This window comes from Candidatus Dadabacteria bacterium, assembly GCA_026705445.1.
In the GTDB taxonomy this organism is placed as follows: domain Bacteria; phylum Desulfobacterota_D; class UBA1144; order Nemesobacterales; family Nemesobacteraceae; genus Nemesobacter.
The window spans coordinates 36,029-60,207 of the sequence record JAPPAR010000022.1; the positions used below are offsets into that span (position 1 = coordinate 36,029).

Genomic DNA, 24,179 nt, shown 5'->3' on the forward strand with positions numbered 1-24,179 from the left:
ATTAACGATATCCTGTTGTTCCAGAAGCGCCTGCACCTGTAAATTAACAAGTCAGATCACGATAACCGGACTTGATTAGCCATGCTTCTCGCAATTGATGTCGGCAACACTAGCATAATGGTCGGAATATTTTCCGGAGAGGATCTCGTATACAGCTTCAGGGTGGATACTGACAGAACCAAAAGCCCCGATGATTACGGAATCATCTTGTTTGGAAAGATGGACGAGAAAGACATATCTCCTTCCTCGTTCACCGGCGCCATACTCTCCTGCGTGGTCGCCGAGATGGAGGAGGGAGTGGCGAAACTAGTGGAGAAATATTTCGGTCACCGGCCTATAATTGTGGGTCCTGAGACAAGAACGGGAATGCCGATTCGGATTTACAGTCCTGAAGAGCTCGGGGCCGACAGAATAGCAAACGCTGTTGCGGCTTACCACCGCTTCGGTGGAAGCGTGATAGTGGTTGATCTCGGTACGGCGACCACTTTTGACTGCGTTTCCGAAAAAGGAGAATACCTGGGCGGAGTCATAGTCCCTGGGATCGAGCTTTCCACGGTGGCGCTTTACCACGGAACTTCCAAGCTTCCGAAGGTTGATCCCGAGAGGCCCGAGCAGGTGATAGGCAAAGACACCGTCGAGTGCATACAGTCGGGTCTGTTTTACGGTTACGCCTCGATGATTGACGGGCTTTGCGCGAAACTCAAGGAGGAGATGGGTTCTTCTCCCGAAATCGTGATGACCGGGGGTTTCGCCGAAGCGATCTCTGAGGAGTGCGCCTGCGTGAATCGGGTCGACAATGACCTTGCTCTCCACGGCCTGAGACTGCTCCATGAACTCAACTCTCAGATACTCTGTTAGGAAAATCGTCTCGGAAACCACCTGTTTTGTTCTTTCCCTAGGACTCAAAGACGGTCATCGCCACTGGGTTTTTCCAAATGCGGAATGGATGGACAAGAGGGAGAAGGCTATCGGGATCGAATTTGGGGAAAATGACCTTTGGGCCTTTCTCTGCGGGCAGTGCCGCTCGGCAAAAGCCGATTTTTCAGTTTCCGGGAGGTACGTTTCGAATTACCAAGGTCCCTCCAAGCTCTCTTTTAATCTCGATGGTTCACCGCTCCTTCAGGGCAATTACATTCTGCTTTCTCCAAGCTGGGGGCGCCATTCGAAAAGAAAGATGTGGGTTCTAATCCCCTCTTCGGGGCGGGAGCGCGGACGGCAGTAGGGGGCTATTTCAAGCCAGATCAGAGGGTGCCTGGGTGTGGATTTCCGTTTTCGGGAGAAGTTTAGTTTGCCTTTCAGATTCCTCGGGTCCGGGGTCGTAAAAAATTTCCTTTTCGTTCGCCAAAAACAGATCCTTCCATAGCGCGTACCCCTTTCTGTTCATGTGGAGACCGTCTTCGGTGAACAGTTCCTCCCTTATATTCCCGCTTTCATCCAGCATGTGGTCGTAAACATTCAGGTAAAAGGCATTTGGTTCTCTTGACAGGAACTGTCTTACGAGATCGTTTGACGCCTCGATTCTGTCAAGAAAATGAAATCTTACGGGGCTCGGCTTTATTGAAACGAACGTCATTTTTGTGTTGGGATAGAACTCTCTGAAACGATAATAAAAATCCACAAAGAAATTCAGCACCTGTTTTGGCAGACATCCGTCTCCAATATCGTTATCGCCTGCGTAGAGAACCAGGGATTTAACGTCATTCGGTTTTATGAGCCGCTCGAAATAGTGCAGGCAGTAGGCGATTCTGGCGCCTCCGAAGCCAAGATTCAAGACGTTGTAATCGAAGAAGTTCCTTGCCATGCCCCTCCAGAGGCGGAAACTTGAACTGCCATAAAATACCGTTGCGTTACTCTTTTTCCCGACATGGCGCCTCTCAAGCATCCTTACGTCCTGTTCAAACAGGTTTTTATCGATTACTGGGAGCTGTTTTTCGACTTGCTCGAAGGTTTTTAAGTTGATCTTGGTGGATTCCGCGCGCTTTGCCAGTCCCACTGCCTCTTCGACATATTTCCTGTACTCGGTTCCGTATTCCTTAATGAACTCAAAGAGCTTCTCTTTGTTATCCCCGGGATTCCTTACATGATCGGATATCTTGAAAGGTTTTTTTATTGTCAGGGAGAACACGTTCTGGTTTATTCTCTTGTCAAAGTTCGCTACCGCTATGGGAACGATATAAGGCTCAGGCGAAACGGATGCCGCCAGAAGAAAGGCGCCGAGCTTGAACGGACCGGGAGATTCCTCCGTCCTCATGCTGGTTCCCTCGGGGCTTACTACTATGTTAAAGCCTTTTTTCAGATACTTCTCTGCGGTCCTGTAGAATTCTTCTCTCCACGCTTTCTTGCGTTCCGGGGTCTGCCCGACAGGGTTGGATTCACCAGTGTAGACGTTAATATGTCCGAGTCTTCGGTAGTAGTATTCGTGTCCGTATTCTTCTGCTCTGGGGACGCGTACGACGCGTACCCCGGCCTCGCCGTACTTAGCGTAGAGAACCATCGAGCTTATGAAGTGGGAATCGAGCGTAATCTGAAAATTATTGGGAAGGGTATTGTAGGGATGGTTCACCAGGTGATTGTATATAAAGATGTGTCCCGGTTCATCGGGCAGATTCTCCCATCCTTCGATTACGTAAGGAGTGCTCTTGAAAACGCCCACGAACTGTTTGGCCGCCATGGTTCTTATCTCACTTGGAGAAAGCGATTCCGGTGCGGCGGTAACGGACTGATAGACGTTTTTTAGTCCCTCGAAAAAGTTGTATTCCTTGTAGATCTTTCCGAGAATATCAAGGCTGAGACGGGACAGCTCCCTCTCAAGGCTCTCTCCTTCTTTTTCCAGCCTGAACAGAAGCCGAAAAGCGTCATCCAGCGTAAGCGGGCTGTTTAGCAGGTGGGCGAGTTTATGGATGGGGGAGGTGACGCTTAACTGCATGGAGTTTTGCTCTATAAGGTTGCTTATAGCCAGTATTTCTCGTTCGTATCTTTGCGATATGAGCCCCGCGCGGGCATTTCGAAGCCGTATTGACACCAGCCATAAAAGTCTTCTGGCCAGAGCCAGGGCCAAGGTGGGATCCTGATTCAGGATTTTATGAAGATTGCGGGCGCTTATGTGATAGATAACCGAATTTCTACTTGCAACAGCGGTGATGTCGTTTGATGTGGCGGGAGCGGCGCCCATCCATCCGACCAGATATCCGGGGAGGTTAATCAGATGAAGCGCGGCGGATTCCTCAACTCCTCCCTGCGCCCCGTCGGGAGAGAAGCACAGTGCCGCCTTTCCGTAAGCCAGTATGTCTATTCCTTTGGGGGTGTCCCCCTGGTTGAATATGGGTTCGTTGTTTAGATAATATTTTTTCTGGGTCGCTTTTGCCAGCTGGCGCAGCGTCTTGTCGGGGAAAATCTCGAAAAAAGGAGATTGCCTGAGAAGCTGAAGCGGGTTAGGTACGGATATGTATCTCCCTGCTTGGGAAAAACCGCCCGTTTTTCCCGTTTCAATGTCCCAGTTTACGTTGTTGTATTCCGCAAGCTCGGCCCTGACATGTTTTAGAAGGTTTATGCTTTTGCCGAGAACGAAAAGCAGGAATTCGCGTCCCAGAAGGGGTTCTTGGTCAAAGAATTTTTCAAGATTCTGGTGACTCCACTTTAGCAGGACGCAGGGCCTCTCGCATGTGATCGTTGTGTAGTAGCGTTTGGGAGAGCGAAAGCCCGACCAGCCTGCGGGAGTGAATTTCTCGTCACTTCTCCCCACCGAGAATTCATTGGTTCTGTCTTCGACACTGATTGAGAAATTCACCAGGCCCTCTACGAGGAAGTAGAAAGAATGACTCGGTTCGAACTGTTTGGTGAGAACGTAGCGTTCCGGCACTTCTATCAGTTCGCCTATCTTAAGCAGGAAATCGGTTTTGTCTTTCTCGAAATTCGAAACGAACGGAAGTTCGCTGAATATCTCTCTTTTTTCCCACATAAAAACAAATCATACCTTTTTTGTTGGCATAATATACTTTAATAGCCAGAAGTCGTCTGACCGTCCGGACAAGATCAAGGGCTTTTTCGCAATTTTGTTAAAAACAAATTACATTGTTCGGAAAAACTGCAGAAACTTTTTCCAAGGAGACTCAGGTGATAAAACGTATGGTGATGTGGAAACTGAAGGATTCGCACGAAGGAATGAGCAAGGATGAGCTCATTGCCAAGTTCAAACAGAAAGTAGAGGGATTGAAAAGCGCCGTTCCGGAGATAAAGACTATGGAGCTTGGCAAGAGTTTTAGTGAGCTTCCCGTCACGTACGATGTAGCTCTCTATTCTGAGTTCGACTCGAAGGAAGATTATGAAGTTTTCCTGAAGCATCCCGAGCACATGAAGGTCGGAAAGTTCATCCGGCAGATAAGAACGGACGTGGCTCTTGTCGAATACGAAACGTGATTTTCTTGGGTCCGCCTTGCCGTTGAATAAGGGGATATATCGAGCACAGACACCCTGTTATCCGCTTTTACCGGCATAATATGTACTCTGTTGTCAAAAGCCGGATAGCTGCCTAGGCAGGATGGAGGATTTTTCGCAATTCCAGAAAAAATAGTTTATACTGCTTGGTACGGATATTTTTCCAAGGAGACCTAAGTGATAAAGCATATAGTGATGTGGAAGATCAAGGATTCGCACGAAGGTGCGGACAAGGGTGAGCTCATGGACAGGATCAAGGAGGAACTCGAAGGGCTCAAAAATGTCATTCCGGAGATAAAGACAATGGAGATCGGCAGGAATTCTAACGAGCTTCCCACATCGTTTGATATCGCTCTTTATTCAGAGTTCGAATCGCAGGAAGATCTTGAGATCTACAAGGAGCATCCCGAGCACCAGAAGGTCGCGCAGTTCGTTCGGCAGGTAGCTATGGATGCGGTTGTTGTCGACTACGAAACATGATTTTTCTGGCTCCGTCTAGCGGTTGAATAAGGAGATATATCAAGTGCGGACACCCTGTTATCTGTGTACATATGGTAACCGAGCGTGGCTATCATGGCCGCGTTATCAGTGCAAAGAGCGGGCGAGGGGATAAAAACATTTATTCCTTTGCTTCTTATTCTCTCTTCGCTTAGCTGCCTTAACCTTGAGTTGCAGGCTACCCCGCCTGCTAAAACAACGCTCCCCACTCCGTTTTTCCTCGCGGCATTAAGCGTTTTGTCAATAAGAGTTTCCACTATGGCTTCCTGATACCCGGCGCATACGTCAAAGAGGTTCTCTTCGCTTTTAACCGGGTTTTTCCTTATGTGGTTAAGAAGAGCGGTTTTAAGCCCGCTGAAACTGAAATCAGGGGATTCATTGTTAAACGGTCTTGGAAAACTGATGGCGTCGGGGTCGCCGTTTTTTGAAAGCCTGTCTATTTCGACTCCTCCGGGATATCCGAGCCCGAGAGCCTTCGCTCCTTTGTCAAACGCCTCCCCCGCGGCATCGTCTCTCGTGCTTCCGAGCAGTTCGAAGTCAAGAAACCCCCTTACCATGTAAAGGTTCGTGTGTCCTCCGGAAACTATGAGTGCGACAAACGGGAAATCAATTTCGTTCTCCAGATGCGCCACCGCTATGTGCGATTCCAGATGGTTTACTCCCACAAGGGGTTTCCCATGGGAGAACGCAAGGGCCTTCGCGGTCGAAATTCCGACCATGAGCGAACCTATGAGCCCGGGTCCCTGGGTTACCGCTATGGCTTCAACTTCCCCCGCTGAAGTCTCGGCAGTCTCGAGCGCTTGATTGATTACCTGGAGGATTATTTCCGTGTGCATGCGCGACGCTATCTCCGGGACGACTCCGCCAAAGGCGTTATGAACGTCGATTTGAGAGGAAACCACATTTGAGAGCATCTGTTTTCCGTCTCTCACCACTGCTGCGGAAGTCTCGTCGCATGACGTCTCAATACCCAAAATGAGATAAGACATAAACCGGACCTCTTTGATAAACTGGACAATAACTTTACCCAAGTGTTCAATTTAGTGAACGGGAATGGCTTTCGGTTTTACCCAGTTTCCATGAGAAGGTGTTCCGGTTAGCATTCGGTGGGTTGTGAGTGTTTTTATATTGTAGAGGTTTTGATGCCGAAGATCTTCAGGGTGCTGATTCCATCTCTTTTTATTTTTCTGTTGTCTGCCTGCGGCTGCGGGGAAAGAACCGCCCCAGACGAGCGTGTTGAGATTCCACCAGAATCGATATCCGAGGAACCTCATCCGGAACCAATGCCTACTGAAACTCCTGGGGAAACAGCGCCCCCGGAGATTCCCGTGGACCCAATGCTCTCGGGCATATCCCTTCCCGAGGGTTTTTCGATCTCCCTTTATTCAAACGAAGTGCCCGGTGCACGCTCGCTTGCTCTTGGAGCCGATGGCACATTGTTTATCGGTACTAGGTCTAAAACCGTGTATGCCCTTAGCGATACGGACGGTGATAACTACGCCGAAACTGTCCATATAATTGCGGACAACCTCAATACTCCAAACGGTGTTGCGTTTCGGGACGGGGCACTTTATGTCGCGGAAATAAGCCGGATTCTCCGCTATGACGGAATCGAAAGCCGTCTCTCATCTCCTCCAGTCCCCGTAGTCGTCATTGATACGCTTCTCAGGGATACGCATCATGGGTGGAAATTCATCCGGTTCGGACCGGACGGAAAACTCTATGTTCCGGTCGGAGCGCCGTGCAACGTCTGCAAAAGGGGCGACGAGCGTTACGCAGCGATCCTGAGGGTCAATCCCGATGGAACGAATCTTGAGGTTTTCGCCCATGGAGTGAGAAACACCGTGGGTTTTGACTGGCATCCGGAATCTGGTGTGCTTTGGTTTACAGATAACGGAAGGGATAACATCAGCAGAGACCAGCGAATTAATGATAACAGCCCTCCGGACGAACTTAACCGTGCCGGGGAAGCCGGACTTCATTTCGGTTTTCCCTACTGCCACGGGACAGATGTTCAGGATCCGCAGTTCGGTTCGGAGCGCGGCTGCGATGAATTTACTCCTCCCCAGTGGGAGTTCCCCGCGCACGTTGCGGCGCTTGGCATGCGGTTCTATACGGGTTTCATGTTCCCCGCATCTTGGAAAAACGTGATTTTCATCGCGGAGCACGGCTCATGGAACAGAAGCGTGCCCATAGGTTACAGAGTGACATCAGTGCGCCTTGACGAATCGGGGAACGCGGCTTCATACGATGTGTTCGCACATGGGTGGCTTGGGAGTGACGGAACTGCTTGGGGAAGGCCGGTTGACGTTCTGGTTGCCCCCGACGGAGCACTGCTCGTATCCGATGACCGCAGGGGAGCCGTTTACAGGATTTCCCGCTGACAGATTGCAGCATCGCCGAAGCCTTTTTGTTATCTGTAGTTTCGAGTTCTAAACGCAACTATATCCTGCATTGCGGGTGTTGTTCCAAAGAGCAAACGTTTGGTCTTCAAAAAAAGCTTCCCAATCGATATTGCCATGTACCGCCACATGGTATATACTGTGATATATCAATACAGGAGGTGACCATGCCCACTGCAAAAATCTTTAAAAATGGTCGTAGCCAAGCCGTTCGCATTCCGAAGGATTTTGCTTTTGAGGGAGTGACCGAACTGACCGTGAGGAAGGCGGGTCAGAAACTGATCCTGGAACCCGTACGCAAGTCCTGGTTGACTCTGAATGAAGAAAGCGAACCGGTAGGCGATGATTTCCTGGCAGAGCGTCCAGATTTGTTCGCGATTGACGAAAGCCGGGGAAAATTTGAATGACCTACATGCTTGACACCAATATCTGCAGTTACATAATGCGGCAACATTCGCGGTCTATTCTGGAGACCCTTGAGAACCGGGCCGCTGAGGGCCACATTCTCTGCATGTCAGTTATCACCTACCAGGAGTTGCGGTTTGGTGCCGAGCGCGTCGGTTCCGCAAAATACCACGCGCGCATTGATAAGGTCTGCGAACGCCTTGATTACGTGGCCGACTGGACGACTGAATGCGCGGACCGATTCGCCGTTACGCAGTCGTCGCTGCTCAGAAAAGGAAGCCCCATCGGATTTGCTGATGCGATGATCGCTTCCCATGCCCTTATAATTAACGCTACGCTTGTAACCAACAACCAGAAGCATTTTTCCCAGGTGGAAGATCTCCGGCTGGAAAACTGGTTCTCCGCCTGATTCGGCTTGGACTGCTTCCTCAAATTACTCTATGCGAATTCAGATCTGTTAATGTGAATCCGATATCTTTCTACCATATGTAAGTTGCTTTGGTTTTCTCATTCAAACGTTCCTTTTGATTTAAATCGGGTGTGGCGTTACGAACTTGAAACCACGATCCAAAATTATTTGTAAAGGACCCTATAATCCCCTAAACTAATCAATGTCCGAAGCGTTTTTTGCAAGGGAGCCATTGCTCATGAGTTCTTCTCGGAAAAAAGAAAAAATACCTGCCGGGTCCGTGATAACCAGAGACCCCTTTCCCAAATCAAAAAAGGTATACGTGGACGGAAAGATCCACGACATAAAGGTGGCCATGAGGGAGGTTGAAACCGACGATCTCCTCTCGGATGCCCCAGACGCTGATCGCTTCAAGATAACCCTTTACGATACCAGCGGCCCCTATACCGATCCCGATTTCGATATTGACGTTCACAGAGGTCTTCCGCCGCTTCGCGAAAAGTGGATCAGAGATCGGGGAGATGTTCAGGAACTGCCCGATTTCTCCTCGGAATTTGCCAGGAAAAGACTTGAGAGTGCAAACGGGATAACTTTCGGGAACATAAGAAAACCCCTTCGTGCCGCGCCATCGCGAAACGTAACCCAGATGCACTACGCGAAAAAGGGAATCATAACGCCCGAGATGGAGTATATCGCCATAAGGGAGAACCAGAGAATCGACAAGATGAGGGAGGTCTACGGACACCTCGGGGCTTACCACGAGGGAGTAGATTTCGACGCGCGTATTCAGACCAGCCCTATCACCCCCGAGTTCGTAAGGGAAGAGGTTGCCGCGGGGCGCGCCATAATTCCGAACAACATAAACCACCCGGAAAGCGAGCCCATGATAATAGGGCGCAATTTTCTCGTGAAAATAAACGCGAACATCGGAAATTCCGCCGTCACCTCAAGCATTGAGGAGGAGGTAGAAAAAGCAGTCTGGGCATGCCGGTGGGGAGCCGACACCATAATGGATCTCTCGACCGGGGACAACATCCACGAAACCAGAGAGTGGATAATAAGAAATGCCCCGGTTCCCGTGGGAACCGTTCCCATATACCAGGCCCTTGAAAAGGTTAAGGGAAAACCGGAGGAACTTACCTGGGAGATTTACAGGGATACACTCATAGAGCAGGCGGAGCAGGGAGTTGACTACTTCACGATACATGCGGGAGTGCTCCTTCGCTACATTCCGCTTACCGTCGACAGGGTCACTGGGATAGTTTCAAGAGGCGGGTCGATAATGGCCAAGTGGTGTCTCTCGCATCACAAGGAAAGCTTTCTCTACACCAATTTCGAAGAGATCTGCGAGATAATGAGAGCATACGACATAGCGTTTTCTCTGGGTGACGGCCTTCGGCCGGGCTCCATAGCCGACGCGAACGACGCTGCGCAGTTCGCCGAGCTTGATACCCTCGGAGAACTTACCCAGATAGCCTGGAAGCACGATGTTCAGGTTATGATAGAAGGTCCGGGACACATCCCCATGCAAATGATAAGGGAGAACGTGACCAAGGAGCTTGAGATATGTGGAGAAGCTCCCTTTTACACTCTGGGTCCTTTAGTTACCGACATAGCACCCGGCTATGACCACATAACTTCTGCCATAGGGGCGGCGATGATAGGATGGTACGGAACTGCTATGCTCTGTTACGTCACCCCGAAGGAGCATCTCGGTCTTCCGAATAAAAAGGACGTAAAGGACGGAGTCATAACCTATAAGATCGCCGCGCACGCGGCGGATCTTGCGAAGGGTCATCCCACGGCACAGCTTCGCGACAACGTGCTAAGCAAGGCCAGGTTCGAATTCCGGTGGAATGATCAGTTCAATCTCTCTCTTGATCCGGATACGGCGCGCGAGTTTCACGACGAGACCCTCCCTGCCGAAGGGGCAAAGGTTGCGCATTTCTGCTCCATGTGCGGTCCGAAATTCTGCTCGATGAAGATCACGCAGGATATAAGGGATTACGCGAGGGAGCAAGGTCTCTCGGAGATGGACGCCGTTCAGAAGGGGCTTGATTCCAAGGCGAGGGAATTTGCGGATAAGGGGAAAGAGATATACGTTGAGTGTCCGGATTAAGCTGACCGGCAGCTATATGAGTATTGACAAGGCTGTCTTTTCTTTGACGGTATGTCAGTAAGGATGTTATGGATAGCGTCTTCACGATTGAAGCCAAGTGGCATGAAGATATGTGGGTTGCGACAAGTGAGGGTATACCTGGACTAGCAGTTGAAGCACGCAATTTGAATGAGCTTTGCAATCTTCTGAATGTGATTGTCCCTGAATTACTGGAGGAGAATTCTCATCTTGTCGAACAGAAAGACTCGCCGGTCATTTTAAATGCTCATCTTGGAGATTCCAGCAGTTTTGTGAATGGGTGATTTTTTAACTGTGGATAACGGGAAACCTTTTCGTGGAAGTCTTTTTTCTCATGATTTTCTCAGTCAGTCTATAAGCGAACTGCCCGACTGGAAAGATCTTGATTCTGATTCGGTAGAAAGTTTTTATGAATCCCTAAGGGAGATATTCAGCAGGTTTCCTGTCGGACAGAAACCCAACGAAAGCCAGACGGAAACAGACCTGATCTGGCCCATGCTCGAATGCCTCGGCTGGGCATCAAGTCTGAGACAGCAGAATCTTGCCGCACAGGGAAGACAGGATGTGCCCGACGGTCTCCTGTTCGCGGATGAATCGGACAAGGAGCAGGCCAACAGCTTCGCTGAAGAATGGAAGCGTTACCAGTTCGGTCTCGCAGTGGTTGAATAGACATATGCCAGCAGACGGGGAGTCCGATATAGCAGGGTTCCTATCCACATTAGGTTACCTATGCCACAGACTGAGGGAAAGAAAACTTGCCGCTCGACATCTTATTTTTCTCAAGGTTGTATTTTACGGAGGGCTTCTTCAGGCAGCTAAGTCTGATCTTTGCTCCTTGTGTTTCCGGTCAAGTGCCACCGTATGAGCATGCATGATGATTGTACGAGTTATAGGGAATATGTTCAGCCATTCAAGGGAAGCTGTGGATTTGCTGGGAAAGACAACCATCCCCTTGTGCAGCTTTACAACGACGGAACCCTTCAGTTGGCCTTAACACTGCTTATTGAGAAATGGAGCGAGCTTCGGGGTCAGAGGGACGTTTCGCTTTTTATACCGTTTTCGACATCTGAAATCGTCTTTTTCAGTTCCGCATAACGGCATCTGCGCGGTGAGAGCTTTTCAAGAGAACTCAAACGAATGGTTTTCTGCTCGGGAACTTCTCGATCAAGCACCTCCGTTGGAAGAACATAGAAATCCCACTTGCTTGTATCAAGTGAGTGAAGAGGCTTTTCCCCTGTGAAAACGCAGAATATGTAGATATCAGCCCAACGCTTGACGCCTTCTCTGTATTCTCCGGTTTCGGCGTTCCAGCTTCTGTGAGGAGCAATGCCGAACTCAATAACGGAGGGTTTGGCTTGTTCCCACGACTGCACGTACGCGGAACTTTTGACTTCAATTGAGCTGCCGGATGCCATGCGGATATCAGACTCATCCCACTCTCTTCTCGGTTTTCTTTGGAGATCCAGTGCCATGGCGACGAGAAATTCTGCCATGATGCCGCGAGAGGTGTTGTCAAGAAGCGCCGAACCTTGCCACCTCCAGTAATCAATCAGCAGCAGCGGTTGCGTGATCCCCGGCCCGTGAAACGGTTCCTTGCCATTAAGCAGCTCGATTTCGTGCTGGGGCAACCCGTCATTCATGGATACATTGTACAGAGATGTTAAGACAAACGAAAACCTGCACCGCAAAACAGGAACAGTCTCCCCGACGGAAGGTTCTTTATATTGCCTGTAAGCACGTTATTGAGTATATATTTGCAACCCGATTAGAAGCTTTTCCGTTCCATGCCCAAGCGAACTGACATAAAAACCATAATGGTCATCGGATCCGGTCCGATAGTTATAGGACAGGCCTGCGAGTTTGACTATTCAGGCACCCAGGCCTGCAAGGTACTGAGGGAAGAGGGCTACAGGGTCGTTCTGGTAAACAGCAATCCGGCTACCATAATGACTGACCCTGACTTTGCCGACAGCACTTACGTGGAACCGCTCGTTCCCGAAATACTGGAAAAAATAATAGAGAAGGAAAAGCCCGACGCCCTACTTCCTACAATAGGCGGACAGACCGCCCTTAATCTTGCCGTTTCGCTTGCTGAATCCGGCGTGCTCAAACGCCACGGCGTGGAACTCATAGGCGCAAAAATCCCTGCGATACAGAAGGCGGAAAACAGGGATCTTTTCAAAAAAGCCATAGCTGACATAGGCCTTGAGGTGCCCAGAAGCGGTATCGCGCACAACATGCGGGAGGCCTGGGAGGTCGTGGACGATATAGGGTTTCCGGTCATCATACGGCCTTCCTTCACCCTTGGCGGAACCGGCGGAAGCGTTGCCTACAACCGGGAGGAATTCGAGGAGTTTGCCAGGGCGGGCATAGAAAGCTCCCCGTCAAGCGAGATACTCATAGAGGAGTCCATAGTGGGGTGGAAGGAGTTTGAGTACGAAGTGATGCGGGATCACATGGATAACGTCGTCATAATCTGTTCCATAGAGAATTTCGACGCCATGGGTGTTCACACGGGGGACAGCATAACCGTAGCTCCCGCCCAGACCCTCACCGACAAGGAATATCAGCATATGCGCGACGCGTCCATAGCCATAATAAGGGAAATCGGCGTTGAGACCGGAGGTTCCAACATCCAGTTCGCCGTCAACCCCGCAGACGGGCGCATGATGGTGATAGAGATGAACCCCAGGGTCTCGCGAAGTTCCGCGCTTGCCTCAAAAGCCACCGGGTTTCCGATTGCCAAGATAGCCGCGAAGCTCGCGGTAGGCTATTCGCTCGATGAGATCTCAAACGACATAACGAAGTACACCCCCGCGTCTTTTGAACCGACGATAGATTACGTTGTGGTGAAAATACCGAGGTTCGCGTTTGAAAAGTTCCCGCAGACAAGTCCAACTCTTACAACGCAGATGAAATCCGTGGGTGAAGCCATGTCAATCGGGAGAACCTTCAAGGAGTCCCTGCAGAAGGCGATGAGATCCCTTGAAATAGATTCCCACGGTTTCGAGAAGGTATCTCGGGACCTCGAAGAGGTAAGGGAGGAACTCAGGGTTCCCTCCCCTCGGCGGCTGTGGTATATAGCCGACGCGTTTCGTCTGGGCATGGACTTGGAGGATATCTACTCGATTTCTCACGTGGATCCCTGGTTTCTTCGGAATATAAAGCAGATTGTCGATTTCGAGTCGGATATTGCCGAGGACGGGCTCAACAGCGAAACCATGCTCGAGGCCAAGCGCCGCGGTTTTTCCGACATTGAGATCGCGAAGATTCTTTGCGCTGAAGAAGGGAAAGTGAGGGATTTTCGCCTGAGCGAGGGAATTGAGCCTGCTTTTAAGATGGTTGATACCTGCGCCGCCGAATTTGAGGCTTACACACCTTATCTTTATTCTACTTTCGACAGCGAAAGCGAAGCGCCTCCCACGGACAGGAAAAAAGTAGTTATACTCGGCGGCGGGCCGAACCGCATAGGCCAGGGAATAGAGTTTGACTACTGCTGCGTGCACGCGTCTTTCGCGCTCCGGGAAGAAGGATACGAGGCCATTATGGTTAACTGCAATCCCGAGACCGTGAGCACGGATTATGATACTTCGGACAGGCTTTACTTCGAGCCGCTTACCCTTGAAGACACGCTGGCTCTTATAAGAAGGGAAGACCCATGGGGAGTCATAGTTCACCTTGGAGGCCAGACACCGCTTCGCCTGGCCCTTGCGCTTGAGGAGCAGGGGGTGAGGATAATAGGCACTTCCCCTGAGAGCATAGACCTTGCTGAGGACCGCGACAGGTTCAGAAAGCTCGTTTCGGATCTGGGACTCCTCCAGCCCCAGAGCGATACCGCGAGAAGCGAAGGGGAAGCCATCGGCATAGCAAGCGAAATCGGATATCCGGTCATGGTCCGCCCGTCTTATGTTCTGGGCGGGCGCGCCATGGAGATAGTTTACGACGAGGAGTCTCTTCGGACTTACATACGGGAAGCCGCGAGCGTCTCGCCAAACCACCCGATACTGATAGACAAGTTTCTCAAGGATGCAAAGGAAGTCGACGTGGACGCGGTTTGCGACGGGAAAACCGTTGTCGTGGGCGGGGTGCTTGAGCATATAGAGGAAGCGGGGGTTCATTCCGGAGACAGCGCGGCGATTCTTCCCCCGTTCTCTATAAGTCCCGAAATAGTGGAGGAAATAAAATCCCAGACGAAAAAACTTGCGCTTTCTCTGGATGTAAAAGGACTTGTCAACATTCAGTTTGCCGTAAAGGACGGAGAGGTTTACATAATCGAGGTAAATCCCAGGGCAAGCCGCACCGTTCCCTTCGTTAGCAAGGCCATAGGGGTTCAGCTGGCCAAGATAGGCACCAAGGTGATGACAGGAAAATCCCTTGAGGAACTCGGCTACACCCGGGAAATCGTACCCGGGCACTACTGCGTAAAGGAATCGGTCTTTCCTTTTCTCAAATTCCCGGAGGTTGACACGATTCTGGGCCCGGAAATGAAATCCACCGGCGAGGTCATGGGAATTGCCCCTGACCTTGACCAGGCGTTTGCCAAGTCCCAGATTGCGGCCGGCAACAGCCTTCCCTCAGGCGGAGTGGCTTTCATAAGCGTAAAAGACGAGGACAAGTCAGAGAAGATGCTTGACATAGCCCGGAGGCTGAGCGATGCCGGTTTTGATATAATGGCTACAGGGGGTACATCTGAATTTCTCAATAAAAATGGTATATTTTCCCAAACGGTGAACAAAGTTAAACAGGGTCGCCCTCACATAGTCGATCACCTTAAAAACGGTGAGGTGCAGCTGGTTGTAAATACCACTTTCGGGAAAGAGGAGATTGCGCAGTCCTATTCGATAAGAAGAACCGCGCTTGTAAACAACGTTCCTTACTTCACCACCTTGGCTGGCGCGGTCGCCGGAATCGGTGCCATTGAGGCCCTGGTGAGAATCGGTCTCGACGTAAAGGCCCTGCAAAGCTACTATTAATTTTAAGTGGGGTATGACTGAGGCGAGGAGGAGATCTTAATGAGTGTCCAAAGAGTTTTAATTACTCCTGAAGGCTGGAAAAAGCTTCGGGATGAACTTCACAGATTAAAGACCGTCGAGAGACAGGAAGTAATCAGGCTTATAGAATATGCCAGGTCCCTAGGGGATCTTTCCGAAAACGCCGAGTACGAGACCGCCAAGCAGAAACAGTCGTTCATAGAGGGAAAGATACAGGAAATAGAAGACCGTCTTAGCCGCGCGGAAGTAATTGATCCCGAGAAAATCACTTCGCGGGACAGGGTGGTTTTCGGTCTTACGGTTACGGTGGAGGATATTGATTCCGGGGACATAAAAAAGTACAGGCTTGTGGGAGAGGATGAATCAGAACCCGAAAAAGGCTTTATATCGGTCACCTCTCCGGTCGGCAGCGCGCTTATCGGAAAGAGGGTTGATGACGAGATACAGGTCAGAGCTCCCGGAGGAATTAAGGAATTTCTGGTTATTGATATAGAATAGTATCTGCTATGGGCAGACCGGTTGACAATCTCAGGAAATTCATACTGTTTTCAGTTGTCTTCCATGTTCTTATATCTGTTGCCTGGGGGAAGATTGTCGTGCAGAAAAGCGTTCCCGTATACGGCGATCACATAGAAGTGTCCCTGAGACATTTTGAGTTCAAAAAGCCCGCCCCCACAAAAAAAGTCGTAAAGAAAAAGAAGGTTGTTAAGAAGAAAAAAGAAAAAGTCGTAGAAAAAGTGAAAAAGCGGGATGATTCCCTGGCGCTTAAAAAGGAGGCAAAACCCGCCCCGGAGCAGTCCGAAGAGAATTATGCCGCCACCGCGAGGCCGTCTTACGGTCATACTCCCAGGCCCTCTTACCCCACGCGCGCCATAATGCGCGGTTACGAGGGCAGCGTGCTGCTTGATGTGCATGTGCTTCCGAACGGGGAGCCCGAGGAAGTAACCGTTTTCAAATCCTCGGGTCACAAGATTCTTGACAATGCCGCTTTGAAGGCGGTAAAAAAGTGGAAATTCGTCCCGGCGCAAAGGGGTTTCAAAGCGGTTTCAAGCTGGGTCAAGGTTCCGATAGAGTTTCGGCTTGAATAAGGTTTGAGCGTCTGCCGTGGGCTTGCGGGATTTCTTTCGGGGTCGGGATTCCTTGTTTTTTTCATGAGAAATTATTCAAACGTATTAGTCATATCCTTTCTGGTAGTATTGCTTGACCAGATGACCAAGTGGCTCGTTAAGGCCCACGTGCCGTTTCTATCGAGCATAAACGTGTTTTCATGGTTCGATATAACGCACTTGCGAAATCCGGGAATCGCGTTTGGCATGTTAAGGAACATGTCTGAAGATATAAGGCTTTACTTTTACATAGTTGTTTTCGTTCTGGTTCTGGCAGTGATTTTTTTCTTTCTTCGCAGACTTGAAGAGGAGCAGAGAATTTTTCGATATGCCATTGCTCTGGTGCTGGGGGGAGCTATTGGAAACTCAATAGACAGGTTTGCCTACGGATACGTGACCGATTTTATCGCAGTCTACTGGCCGGGGAACCCGCAGTTGCTCTGGCCCCCTTTTAACGTGGCCGACTCTGCGATCACGGTCGGGGCGATTTCGATCCTGATTTCCGGAGTCGTGTGGAGGGACAAGGAGAGTTAGATGTTCAGCGGTATAGTTGAGGACATTGGCGCGGTGCAGGCACTTGAGAAAAAGGACAAGGGCGTTCTTTTAAGAATCGGGGTTCGGAAGATTGATGCCGGGGAACTGGATCTGGGAGAGAGCGTGGCCGTAAACGGCGTATGTCTTACTGTGGTTTCCGCGGGAGACGGTAGTTTTTCCGTTGATGCGTCCCACGAAACGCTTTCCAGGACAAACCTCTCCGGCCTCCGGACGGGGAGCGGAGTGAATCTCGAGAGATCTCTTCGGGTCGGAGACAGGATGGGTGGACATATCGTCACGGGCCATGTGGACGGAGTTGGTGTCGTTCAGTCCATTACTCCGGTAGGAGAATCCAAGGTTTTTTCTTTTTCAATTCCCGCATCGCTTGCGAAATATGTGGTCGAAAAAGGATCAATCGCTGTTGACGGCGTAAGTCTCACCGTCAATTCGGTAAAAGACACTGAGTTTTCGGTAAACATAATTCCCTACACGCTTCGGGAAACGACTTTTTCCGAATTTCGCCGTGGCAGGGAAGTCAATATAGAGTGCGACATAATAGGCAAGTACGTTGAGAAAATGCTCTCCGGCACAAACCCCCCTGCCGAGGGTTCTCCCGTCGGAAGAAAATTGTAGGTTGATTTGAGCGAGAAACGACATATTTTTCTTACGGGGTTTATGGGAGCGGGCAAAACAAGCGTCGGCAGGAAGCTTTCCGGAAAACTGCGAATGGATTTCTACGATCTTGACAGTGAAGTGGAACGGGCCGAAGGTCTTTCAGTATCCGAGATATTTGAAGCGGAGGGAGAGGAGGGCTTCAGGCAGAAGGAAACAGAGATGCTCGCCGCCCTTTCGCAGAAAACACCCCCGGCAGTGATCTCAACGGGGGGAGGTGCGGTCCTGCGACAGCAGAATCGTGAAATAATGGAGGCCTCGGGTGAGGTTTTCTATCTGCGGGCGGATATCGATACCCTTTGGAACAGGGTGAGGAGCAAGAAGGGAAGGCCCCTTCTTGACGTCAAAGACCCTAGGGCTGAGTTTCATGAGCTTTTCATGAAAAGAAAGGATATTTACGAACTCTCGCCGCATGTTGTTCTTACGGATGATATGAGTGTCTCAGAAGTTGCTGATAAAGTAATTTGGATGCTCAAATGAAGCTGGAGGCTTTAACTATGAAGAGAACTGTTTTCTTGTTTTTTGCTGCCTGTTTTTTGCTTGTGGGTTCCCTTTCGTGCGCTAAAGTGGAGGAAGACGAAGAAAGCTCTGGGTCCCTGTCGCGGGAAAATGTCCCGGAACTTCTTTCTTCTTCAGGTTCTTCTGTAAAATTTCCCTCCCTTGCGGGTCTTGTCGAGAAACAGAAGCATTCTGTTGTGAACATAAGCACCACGAGTGTCGTAAAGCGGGGAAAGGTGCTTCCTGATTTCGGCGAGGGGGATCCTTTCGAGGAGTTTTTCAAGAGATTTTTTCCGAATGACCGGGAACGGGAGTTCAGGAAAAAGGGCTTGGGCTCCGGGTTCATAGTTAGCAAAGACGGCTACATAGTTACCAACAACCATGTGATCAGCAGGGCAGAAGATATACAGGTCGTTCTCTATGACGGGTCGAGGTATACGGCCGAGATTGTGGGACAGGACACCAAAACGGACCTTGCGGTTCTGAAGATAAAACCTGAAAAAAAACTGAAGCCCGTTGTTTTCGGAGATTCGGACAAGCTTAGAATCGGCGACTGGGTTATGGCGATTGGAAATCCCTTCGGACTCGGCTACACCGTGACGGTCGGAATAGTGAGCGCGAAGGGAAGGTCTCTGGGTCTCGGGGCCTACGATGATTTCATTCAGACCGATGCGTCCCTCAACCCAGGAAACAGCGGAGGTCCGCTTTTTAACCTGGGAGGGGAGGTGGTTGGTGTTAACACCGCAATAGCAGCCAGAGGCCAGGGAATAGGGTTTTCTATCCCAACCAACATGGCCAAGGGGGTCATATCCCAGCTCATGGAAAAAGGCAAGGTGGTCAGGGGGTGGCTGGGAGTCGTTATTCAGCCTATAACACAGGAGATAGCCGAGAGCATAGGACATGAGAGCACCGATGGGGCTCTTATATCCGATATAAGCCCGGGAAGCCCTGCGGAGAAAGCGGGTCTGCGGAGGGGAGACGTGGTAGTGAAATTTGACGGAGAACCCATAAAGGAGTTTACGTCTTTATCCAAACTCGTGGGAATGAAAGCTCCCGGCACCTCCTCTAAAATCACGGTTCTCCGCGACGGGAAGCGCGAGGAGATTTCCGTTGTTCTCGGCAAGATGCCGGATGAAGAGACTCCTGCAGAGTCTCAGGGGGACGAAGATATTGAATTAAGTGACATTACCCCGGATATCGCCGCACGGTTCGGCGTTGAGGATAAAGCCGGGGTGCTGGTTACGAACGTAAGCCGTGGCAGCTCAGCCTGGGAGGCGGGATTTCGTCCCGGAGACGTGATACTGGAGGTTAACAAGAACCCCGTGGCGAACCTCGGGGACTACAACAAGATCATAAACGGCCTGAAACCCGGAAAGCAGTATCTCTTTCTGGTAAAGAAACGTAAAAACACGATTTACATCGGCTACGCCCCTAAAAACAAAGAGTAGCGGACAACTATCGGTGATTATTCTCCAGGGATGATTTTCCTTCGGAATTCCTCCGGCATCCGCACGGTTTTTCTCTCTTTGTAGTTAAAAAATACGAGAGAGGTCTTGACCTTGGCGATCTCCTTGCCGTTTTTTTCGTTCACCAGTGCGTAAATAAGTTCAAGAAAATTGTTGCCATACTCGCCGATGCCGATGCTTATTTTCATTACGTCCCCGTAAAACGCTTCCGAACTGTAAGTGATCCCTACGTCTCCCATTATAATTCCCACTCCCTCTATATCGGCTTCAGTGTAGCCGTGTGCCGCGAGGAATCTTACGCGGGCCTCGTGCGCAAGGGTTAACACGGAGTCGTGTCCAAGATGAGAACCGTAATTTATGTCGTCTATTCTTATCGGAATTTGCGTTGAAAAGACGAATCTGCTCGGTAGATCTATTTTTATTCTTGCCATTTTCGCGGGTTCTCTTCCTGAATATATCTGTATTTTCGGGGCTATAAAAGAATTGTTTGCTTTTTACTTTTCAGGGGTTATAGTCATGCCTCAATAATTGTTCCAATAAATTTTTCTAGGAGGCGGAATTAGATGGAAGAAAGGACAGAAAAGGAGCATGTAAGTAACCACGTTGATATTGAGTCCAAAAGGTTTTTCTTTGACGTCAAGGAGAACCACAAGGGTCAGTACCTTAGGATTACCGAACTAAGCGGCGGCCGCTCAAGCATAGTCGTTCCCTTTGAAGGAATAGAGCAGTTCAGAGACAAGCTGGTCGAAACGATAAAACAATCCCTCGAGTTAGTTGGAAGCTAGAGAAATCCCCAGGATTTAATTCCTCCCCATCTTGGCACAAGCTTTAAGATCATCTACATGATCGCTTCTGCTTTTACCACTCTGAGTTTTATAAGATTCGGGTCAGGAAGCTTGCTTATAAATCCGACCTGAACATTCCTGAGCCACATCACCTGTTTCGGAGCCAAGACTTTTTTTATCTTGAAGCGGTTTGATCCGAAAGGGGTGTTTGAGGATTTGAAAAACTCTATTTCAAGCTCTATTTTCTCGTAAGCAATGTCGCTTATGTTCTCAATGACTAGCTTGCTTAATGTCGCGGTTGCCCCGGGGATTCCGCTTCCCCATTCAAACTCCCTTATTACTATATCGTGTTTAGGGAAAGCTTCTCTGGGCTGTTCTTGGTAAAATTCCGTGTTCCTGTCTGCGGCCGAACCGGTAGAGCCGACCGAACTGGTCGGAGGAGGAACGCTTTCGGTTCCGCTTTCGTAAGCGCTTTCGGATTCATCCGAGGATGGTGCTTGTTGGCGCGGTTCGGCTTTTTTCTCCCCGTCTTTTTTTCTTAGTATGCTGACGGAACTGATTTTTTTCTTTATCCTCTCTCCCAGGCTTCCCCCGCCGGAAAGGATGTAATTGAGTTCCTTTGTCGTTATCACCTCGGCACCGGAGACGGCAATAGATCTTTCAACAGCGTTCGGACTCGAGAAACCGACGTTTATCCCCGTAAAAGTTCTTTCCTCCCCGGCCGGAAGTACGTTGTGTATCGTCACCGAGGACAGGTGAGTGCTGCCCGGTCCGGTTCTGCCCTCTTTCTCCGTTAAAAGCAGTTTTATGTTCTTAAAGTGGGTTTTTCCTGTGTTCTCAAGGGTGATTTCCGTTATGAAACCCTCCGTTCCGAAGCTCGCACCCTCAAGCTCCCAGTTCTTTACGAAAACCACTTTCTCGGCACTTGCAGACGAAGAACTTTCCGACACCTCGGCGCCAGTCACCATCGCCTCGGAATCTTCAAGATCCGAGTTCATGAAACCCATATCCAAGTTGGAGAAGGTTTTTCGGCTTCCTGCGGGCAGCTCCTCATGTATCTTTCCGCGAAGCGAGCCCAGGAGCTTGCCGGTTCTTGTAAACAGATCAATCCTGATTTTGATGTTCTTGTAGTTGGTTCTACTGGAGTTTGCGACGGTTATTTCTGAAAGCGTTGCCATACGCCCCACTCCGTAGGATTTCCACGAGTAGTCCGTTACGGTTAGATCTTCCCGGGGATTTGGCTGCTGCGCATAAGCGACCTCTGCTTGCGGAGAGAGAATAAGCGGAAAAAGCAGAAGGGCAAGCGTGATTGTCGCGGCGTGAATTATGCTTTTCATCAGGTCTTAAAAAATATTTATAGTAATATACCGAAGAGTTTTTGTTATGGAAGTTCCGGAGGAGGGCTTTTTTTCTTGAGATATCTTTCAAAAAAGTTATAAATCTAGAACGGCCGGTTGGCAGCTAAGGATTTTCTCGGCGCGCGATTCGTCGCAACTCATAGAAACAGCGGGTTTTTTCAATGGCAATTTACATATTACTCAGCAGACTTACCCCCGAGGGCAGAAAAACCGTTAAGGAGCGGCCCGGGAGAATAAAGGAAGTCGACAAGGAGCTTGAGGACATAGGAGTCAGGGTTCTTGAGCAGTACGCGACCCTGGGTAGGTACGATTTTGTGAACATAGTGGAGGCACCCGATAATGAGACCATAGGGAAGGTATCGGTTGACCTCTGCTCAAGGGGAACGGTCGAACTGGTAACTCTTCCGGCGGTCTCGGTCGAATCTCTGGTTAAATCGCTTAATAAGGCAAGAGCGGAGAAGACGCCTCCAACGCCATCCGGGGAAGATTAAAGATGTTTAAAAAGTATTTCGGCGTAGTGGAAGAACAGTCGCGGGACGTCTTCGGGACGCACCCGAAGAAAACCCTCTCGGCTTTTTCCTTCTTCTCGGTTGCCGCGGTCATTTTGCCTCTGACCATACTCATCCTGTTTATTCTGCTTAAGCTTTTCTAAGGTATTAATGGCAAGAATCAGAACACTTCCGGATGTACTTGTCTCTAAGATAGCCGCCGGAGAAATAGTCGAAAGACCAGCTTCCGTAGTAAAAGAACTTGTTGAAAACTCAATTGACGCCGGGGCAACCAGAATATCCATACACCTTGAAGCCGGGGGCAAGCGGCTAGTAAGGGTGGTTGATAACGGCCACGGGATGTCCCGTGACGATGCCCTCATGAGCATTGAACGTCACGCCACGAGCAAGATAAGGGACATTGACGATCTTTTCTCGATAGGAACTCTCGGTTTTCGCGGCGAGGCCCTTCCGAGCATAGCCAGCGTTTCAAGGTTCAGAATGATAACTGCCGCCGAGGGGTCAGGATCCGGTACCGAAGTCTACATTGAAGGCGGGGTCGTAAGGAAGATAAAGGAGACTGCGTCTCCCGTGGGTTCGTCCATTGAGGTTAAGAACCTGTTTTTCAACACCCCGCCGCGGCTTAAGTTTCTCAAAAGGCCGGAGACCGAGCTCGGCAGGGTTCTTGAAGTTATCCAGCGCGAGGCCCTTTCACGCCCCGGGGTATCTTTTGAGGTCTCCTCGGATGGAAGAACCATCCATCGCTACGGCGCAAGCGAGTCGTTTGCGCAGCGCGCAGCGCAGATAATTCCCGGCACGCCGCTTTACCCTGTGGACTTTGAAGACGAGACGCTGGCCCTGCGGGGCTTCCTAGGAAGTCCTCTGGATCCACGCTCCTCGATGCGCAGGCTCTTTACTTACGTAAATGCAAGACCCGTAAGGGACCGTTTTATAAACAGGATTATAATGGAGTGCTACGGAAGGATGGTTGAAAAGGGGAAATACCCCCAAGGGGCGGTCTTTATTGAAAGAGATCCCGCCTTGGTGGACGTGAACGTACATCCTACCAAAAGCGAGGTGATGTTCGAGAGCCAGTACGAAGTTGGCCAGAGCATTCGCCGCGCGGTAGGCGGCATGCTTGCCGATGCCCCTTGGATGAAGGCCTACAGGGAAAGAACCCAGAAGGCCCTTGAAGATTTCTACGAGAAGCAAAAAGATCCCGGATTTTCCGAGAACAAGGGGCACTCCACCACAGAGCCTTCACCAAAAGCAACTTTCACCCAAGCCGATCACAATCCCGAGTTGGGGTCTCCACACCCTCACAACGGCGCTTCCTCTATGCCTGAGAAATCTCCGGAGGCGACAGGAGAGGGTATGTTCTCCGGTGGCTTTTATTCAAACCTCAGATTTCTCGGACAGGTAGGAAAACTTTATCTCGTATGCGAGGATCCGGAAGGCATCATTCTTATTGACCAGCATGCGGCCCATGAGCGGGTTAACTTCGAGAGAATAAAAAAATCCTATCTCGAAGAAGTTTTTTCCTGCTCCCAGAAACTTCTCATCCCCGAAGTCGTCGAACTTACGGTCCGGGAAATCAATACGGTGCAACAGTTTGCAGAAGAAATGGAGAAGCTCGGCTTTGATTTTGAAGTTTTCGGAGAAAACGCGGTGAGAGTGAAATCCGTCCCGGGGTTTTTAAGAGACTCCGATTACGCCCGGGTTTTTGGCGACCTGTTTGATGAGCTTGATGGTCTGGGCGACCCCAAGAGCTTGGAGGAGCATCTTGATGCTGTGTGTGCGACCATGGCGTGCCACAGTTCGATAACCGCAAACCGAGCCCTCTCGGAGCAGGAAGTGCGGACTCTTTTTGCCGATATAGACGCTTCCGAGAATCCGCACGCCTGCCCTCACGGCCGGCCGGTAGCGACCCGGATATCGTACAATATGCTTGAAAAAATGTTTAAGAGAACCTGATTCTTAAGGTTGATACATGCTG

25 protein-coding genes and 1 pseudogene are annotated in these 24,179 nt (G+C 50.1%); 21 read left to right on the plus strand and 5 right to left on the minus strand.

Features of this window, described 5'->3' with window-relative positions; translation table 11 throughout:
• Positions 1-81 precede the first annotated feature (81 nt).
• The gene (locus OXG75_05695) at positions 82-858 is read left to right on the plus strand and encodes a type III pantothenate kinase (protein ID MCY3625463.1); all 777 of its coding nucleotides are present in this window, start codon (positions 82-84) and stop codon (positions 856-858) included.
• A complete protein-coding gene (locus tag OXG75_05700; protein ID MCY3625464.1) occupies positions 830-1,222 on the plus strand; it encodes a hypothetical protein in 393 nt (130 codons plus the stop codon). Before OXG75_05695 ends, OXG75_05700 begins: the two co-directional genes overlap by 29 nt.
• A gap of 9 nt (positions 1,223-1,231) precedes the next feature.
• Here OXG75_05700 and OXG75_05705 read toward each other — a convergent pair whose 3' ends face one another.
• Positions 1,232-3,958, minus strand: coding sequence for a cyclic nucleotide-binding domain-containing protein (locus OXG75_05705; GenBank protein MCY3625465.1), 2,727 nt, complete (start codon positions 3,956-3,958; stop codon positions 1,232-1,234).
• Positions 3,959-4,113: 155 nt separating this feature from the next.
• On the opposite strand from OXG75_05705, the gene OXG75_05710 reads away from it, so the two are divergent.
• Positions 4,114-4,416 carry a Dabb family protein gene (locus OXG75_05710; GenBank protein ID MCY3625466.1) on the plus strand — a complete coding sequence of 101 codons (303 nt, stop codon included), beginning with the start codon at positions 4,114-4,116 and terminating at the stop codon, positions 4,414-4,416.
• A 195-nt stretch (positions 4,417-4,611) separates the two neighbouring features.
• On the plus strand, positions 4,612-4,914 hold the full coding sequence (locus OXG75_05715; GenBank protein ID MCY3625467.1) for a Dabb family protein: 303 nt from the start codon (positions 4,612-4,614) through the stop codon (positions 4,912-4,914).
• 68 nt (positions 4,915-4,982) lie between these two features.
• On the opposite strand, the pseudogene tsaD reads toward OXG75_05715, so the two are convergent.
• A pseudogene (tsaD, locus tag OXG75_05720) lies at positions 4,983-5,921 on the minus strand (tRNA (adenosine(37)-N6)-threonylcarbamoyltransferase complex transferase subunit TsaD).
• Between the two features lie 294 nt (positions 5,922-6,215).
• On the opposite strand from tsaD, the gene OXG75_05725 reads away from it, so the two are divergent.
• From OXG75_05725 to OXG75_05750, 6 genes are all read left to right on the plus strand, one after another.
• Positions 6,216-7,316 (plus strand): PQQ-dependent sugar dehydrogenase, encoded by a 1,101-nt coding sequence (locus OXG75_05725; protein MCY3625468.1) that lies wholly within the window; start codon positions 6,216-6,218, stop codon positions 7,314-7,316.
• 185 nt (positions 7,317-7,501) lie between these two features.
• Entirely contained in the window at positions 7,502-7,741 is a 240-nt protein-coding gene (vapB, locus tag OXG75_05730) for a type II toxin-antitoxin system VapB family antitoxin (protein ID MCY3625469.1), read from the plus strand.
• Positions 7,738-8,148 (plus strand): type II toxin-antitoxin system VapC family toxin, encoded by a 411-nt coding sequence (locus OXG75_05735; protein MCY3625470.1) that lies wholly within the window; start codon positions 7,738-7,740, stop codon positions 8,146-8,148. Before vapB ends, OXG75_05735 begins: the two co-directional genes overlap by 4 nt.
• A gap of 238 nt (positions 8,149-8,386) precedes the next feature.
• A complete protein-coding gene (gene thiC, locus OXG75_05740) occupies positions 8,387-10,267 on the plus strand; it encodes a phosphomethylpyrimidine synthase ThiC (protein MCY3625471.1) in 1,881 nt (626 codons plus the stop codon).
• A gap of 68 nt (positions 10,268-10,335) precedes the next feature.
• Positions 10,336-10,569 carry a DUF1902 domain-containing protein gene (locus OXG75_05745; protein MCY3625472.1) on the plus strand — a complete coding sequence of 78 codons (234 nt, stop codon included), beginning with the start codon at positions 10,336-10,338 and terminating at the stop codon, positions 10,567-10,569.
• On the plus strand, positions 10,562-10,954 hold the full coding sequence (locus OXG75_05750) for a hypothetical protein (GenBank protein MCY3625473.1): 393 nt from the start codon (positions 10,562-10,564) through the stop codon (positions 10,952-10,954). The genes OXG75_05745 and OXG75_05750 overlap by 8 nt, the downstream gene beginning before the upstream one ends.
• A 359-nt stretch (positions 10,955-11,313) precedes the next feature.
• Here OXG75_05750 and OXG75_05755 read toward each other — a convergent pair whose 3' ends face one another.
• Positions 11,314-11,925: a hypothetical protein gene (locus tag OXG75_05755; protein ID MCY3625474.1), complete on the minus strand. Its 612-nt coding sequence runs from the start codon at positions 11,923-11,925 to the stop codon at positions 11,314-11,316.
• Between the two features lie 144 nt (positions 11,926-12,069).
• On the opposite strand from OXG75_05755, the gene carB reads away from it, so the two are divergent.
• From carB to OXG75_05790, 7 genes are read left to right on the plus strand one after another with little or no spacing between them, the layout of a single operon-like run.
• A complete protein-coding gene (carB, locus tag OXG75_05760) occupies positions 12,070-15,258 on the plus strand; it encodes a carbamoyl-phosphate synthase large subunit (GenBank protein ID MCY3625475.1) in 3,189 nt (1,062 codons plus the stop codon).
• Between the two features lie 39 nt (positions 15,259-15,297).
• Positions 15,298-15,774, plus strand: coding sequence for a transcription elongation factor GreA (gene greA, locus OXG75_05765; protein MCY3625476.1), 477 nt, complete (start codon positions 15,298-15,300; stop codon positions 15,772-15,774).
• Positions 15,775-15,782: 8 nt separating this feature from the next.
• The gene (locus OXG75_05770) at positions 15,783-16,364 is read left to right on the plus strand and encodes an energy transducer TonB (GenBank protein ID MCY3625477.1); all 582 of its coding nucleotides are present in this window, start codon (positions 15,783-15,785) and stop codon (positions 16,362-16,364) included.
• 3 nt (positions 16,365-16,367) lie between these two features.
• A complete protein-coding gene (gene lspA, locus OXG75_05775; protein MCY3625478.1) occupies positions 16,368-16,916 on the plus strand; it encodes a signal peptidase II in 549 nt (182 codons plus the stop codon).
• Positions 16,917-17,549 carry a riboflavin synthase gene (locus OXG75_05780; GenBank protein ID MCY3625479.1) on the plus strand — a complete coding sequence of 211 codons (633 nt, stop codon included), beginning with the start codon at positions 16,917-16,919 and terminating at the stop codon, positions 17,547-17,549.
• A 6-nt stretch (positions 17,550-17,555) separates the two neighbouring features.
• Complete coding sequence (locus OXG75_05785; GenBank protein ID MCY3625480.1) at positions 17,556-18,068, plus strand: shikimate kinase; 513 nt, start codon at positions 17,556-17,558, stop codon at positions 18,066-18,068.
• Between the two features lie 17 nt (positions 18,069-18,085).
• Positions 18,086-19,534, plus strand: a complete 1,449-nt coding sequence (locus tag OXG75_05790) for a DegQ family serine endoprotease (GenBank protein MCY3625481.1) — start codon at positions 18,086-18,088, stop codon at positions 19,532-19,534.
• 17 nt (positions 19,535-19,551) lie between these two features.
• Here OXG75_05790 and OXG75_05795 read toward each other — a convergent pair whose 3' ends face one another.
• Entirely contained in the window at positions 19,552-19,983 is a 432-nt protein-coding gene (locus OXG75_05795; GenBank protein MCY3625482.1) for a thioesterase family protein, read from the minus strand.
• 132 nt (positions 19,984-20,115) lie between these two features.
• On the opposite strand from OXG75_05795, the gene OXG75_05800 reads away from it, so the two are divergent.
• Positions 20,116-20,337, plus strand: coding sequence for a DNA-binding protein (locus OXG75_05800; GenBank protein MCY3625483.1), 222 nt, complete (start codon positions 20,116-20,118; stop codon positions 20,335-20,337).
• 53 nt (positions 20,338-20,390) lie between these two features.
• Here the strand turns inward: OXG75_05800 and OXG75_05805 are convergent, their stop codons facing one another.
• Positions 20,391-21,674 carry a hypothetical protein gene (locus OXG75_05805; GenBank protein MCY3625484.1) on the minus strand — a complete coding sequence of 428 codons (1,284 nt, stop codon included), beginning with the start codon at positions 21,672-21,674 and terminating at the stop codon, positions 20,391-20,393.
• Between the two features lie 182 nt (positions 21,675-21,856).
• Here OXG75_05805 and OXG75_05810 point away from each other — a divergent pair, with 182 nt between their 5' ends.
• The 3 genes from OXG75_05810 to mutL are packed head-to-tail and all read left to right on the plus strand — an operon-like array spanning position 21,857 to position 24,157.
• Positions 21,857-22,186: a GYD domain-containing protein gene (locus OXG75_05810; GenBank protein ID MCY3625485.1), complete on the plus strand. Its 330-nt coding sequence runs from the start codon at positions 21,857-21,859 to the stop codon at positions 22,184-22,186.
• 2 nt (positions 22,187-22,188) lie between these two features.
• Complete coding sequence (locus tag OXG75_05815) at positions 22,189-22,347, plus strand: hypothetical protein (GenBank protein MCY3625486.1); 159 nt, start codon at positions 22,189-22,191, stop codon at positions 22,345-22,347.
• Between the two features lie 7 nt (positions 22,348-22,354).
• Complete coding sequence (gene mutL / locus OXG75_05820) at positions 22,355-24,157, plus strand: DNA mismatch repair endonuclease MutL (protein ID MCY3625487.1); 1,803 nt, start codon at positions 22,355-22,357, stop codon at positions 24,155-24,157.
• The last annotated feature ends 22 nt before the right edge of the window (positions 24,158-24,179 follow it).

Bases quoted from the DNA above. Each gene is read 5' to 3' on its own strand.
- OXG75_05695 (MCY3625463.1), top strand. From the start codon at position 82: ATGCTTCTCGCAATTGATGTCGGCAACACTAGCATAATGGTCGGAATA.
- OXG75_05700 (MCY3625464.1), top strand. From the start codon at position 830: ATGAACTCAACTCTCAGATACTCTGTTAGGAAAATCGTCTCGGAAACC.
- OXG75_05705 (MCY3625465.1), bottom strand. From the start codon at position 3,958: ATGTGGGAAAAAAGAGAGATATTCAGCGAACTTCCGTTCGTTTCGAAT.
- OXG75_05725 (MCY3625468.1), top strand. From the start codon at position 6,216: ATGCCTACTGAAACTCCTGGGGAAACAGCGCCCCCGGAGATTCCCGTG.
- vapB (MCY3625469.1), top strand. From the start codon at position 7,502: ATGCCCACTGCAAAAATCTTTAAAAATGGTCGTAGCCAAGCCGTTCGC.
- OXG75_05735 (MCY3625470.1), top strand. From the start codon at position 7,738: ATGACCTACATGCTTGACACCAATATCTGCAGTTACATAATGCGGCAA.
- thiC (MCY3625471.1), top strand. From the start codon at position 8,387: ATGAGTTCTTCTCGGAAAAAAGAAAAAATACCTGCCGGGTCCGTGATA.
- OXG75_05745 (MCY3625472.1), top strand. From the start codon at position 10,336: ATGGATAGCGTCTTCACGATTGAAGCCAAGTGGCATGAAGATATGTGG.
- OXG75_05750 (MCY3625473.1), top strand. From the start codon at position 10,562: ATGGGTGATTTTTTAACTGTGGATAACGGGAAACCTTTTCGTGGAAGT.
- OXG75_05755 (MCY3625474.1), bottom strand. From the start codon at position 11,925: ATGAATGACGGGTTGCCCCAGCACGAAATCGAGCTGCTTAATGGCAAG.
- carB (MCY3625475.1), top strand. From the start codon at position 12,070: ATGCCCAAGCGAACTGACATAAAAACCATAATGGTCATCGGATCCGGT.
- greA (MCY3625476.1), top strand. From the start codon at position 15,298: ATGAGTGTCCAAAGAGTTTTAATTACTCCTGAAGGCTGGAAAAAGCTT.
- OXG75_05770 (MCY3625477.1), top strand. From the start codon at position 15,783: ATGGGCAGACCGGTTGACAATCTCAGGAAATTCATACTGTTTTCAGTT.
- OXG75_05780 (MCY3625479.1), top strand. From the start codon at position 16,917: ATGTTCAGCGGTATAGTTGAGGACATTGGCGCGGTGCAGGCACTTGAG.
- OXG75_05790 (MCY3625481.1), top strand. From the start codon at position 18,086: ATGAAGAGAACTGTTTTCTTGTTTTTTGCTGCCTGTTTTTTGCTTGTG.
- OXG75_05795 (MCY3625482.1), bottom strand. From the start codon at position 19,983: ATGGCAAGAATAAAAATAGATCTACCGAGCAGATTCGTCTTTTCAACG.
- OXG75_05800 (MCY3625483.1), top strand. From the start codon at position 20,116: ATGGAAGAAAGGACAGAAAAGGAGCATGTAAGTAACCACGTTGATATT.
- OXG75_05805 (MCY3625484.1), bottom strand. From the start codon at position 21,674: ATGAAAAGCATAATTCACGCCGCGACAATCACGCTTGCCCTTCTGCTT.
- OXG75_05810 (MCY3625485.1), top strand. From the start codon at position 21,857: ATGGCAATTTACATATTACTCAGCAGACTTACCCCCGAGGGCAGAAAA.
- OXG75_05815 (MCY3625486.1), top strand. From the start codon at position 22,189: ATGTTTAAAAAGTATTTCGGCGTAGTGGAAGAACAGTCGCGGGACGTC.
- mutL (MCY3625487.1), top strand. From the start codon at position 22,355: ATGGCAAGAATCAGAACACTTCCGGATGTACTTGTCTCTAAGATAGCC.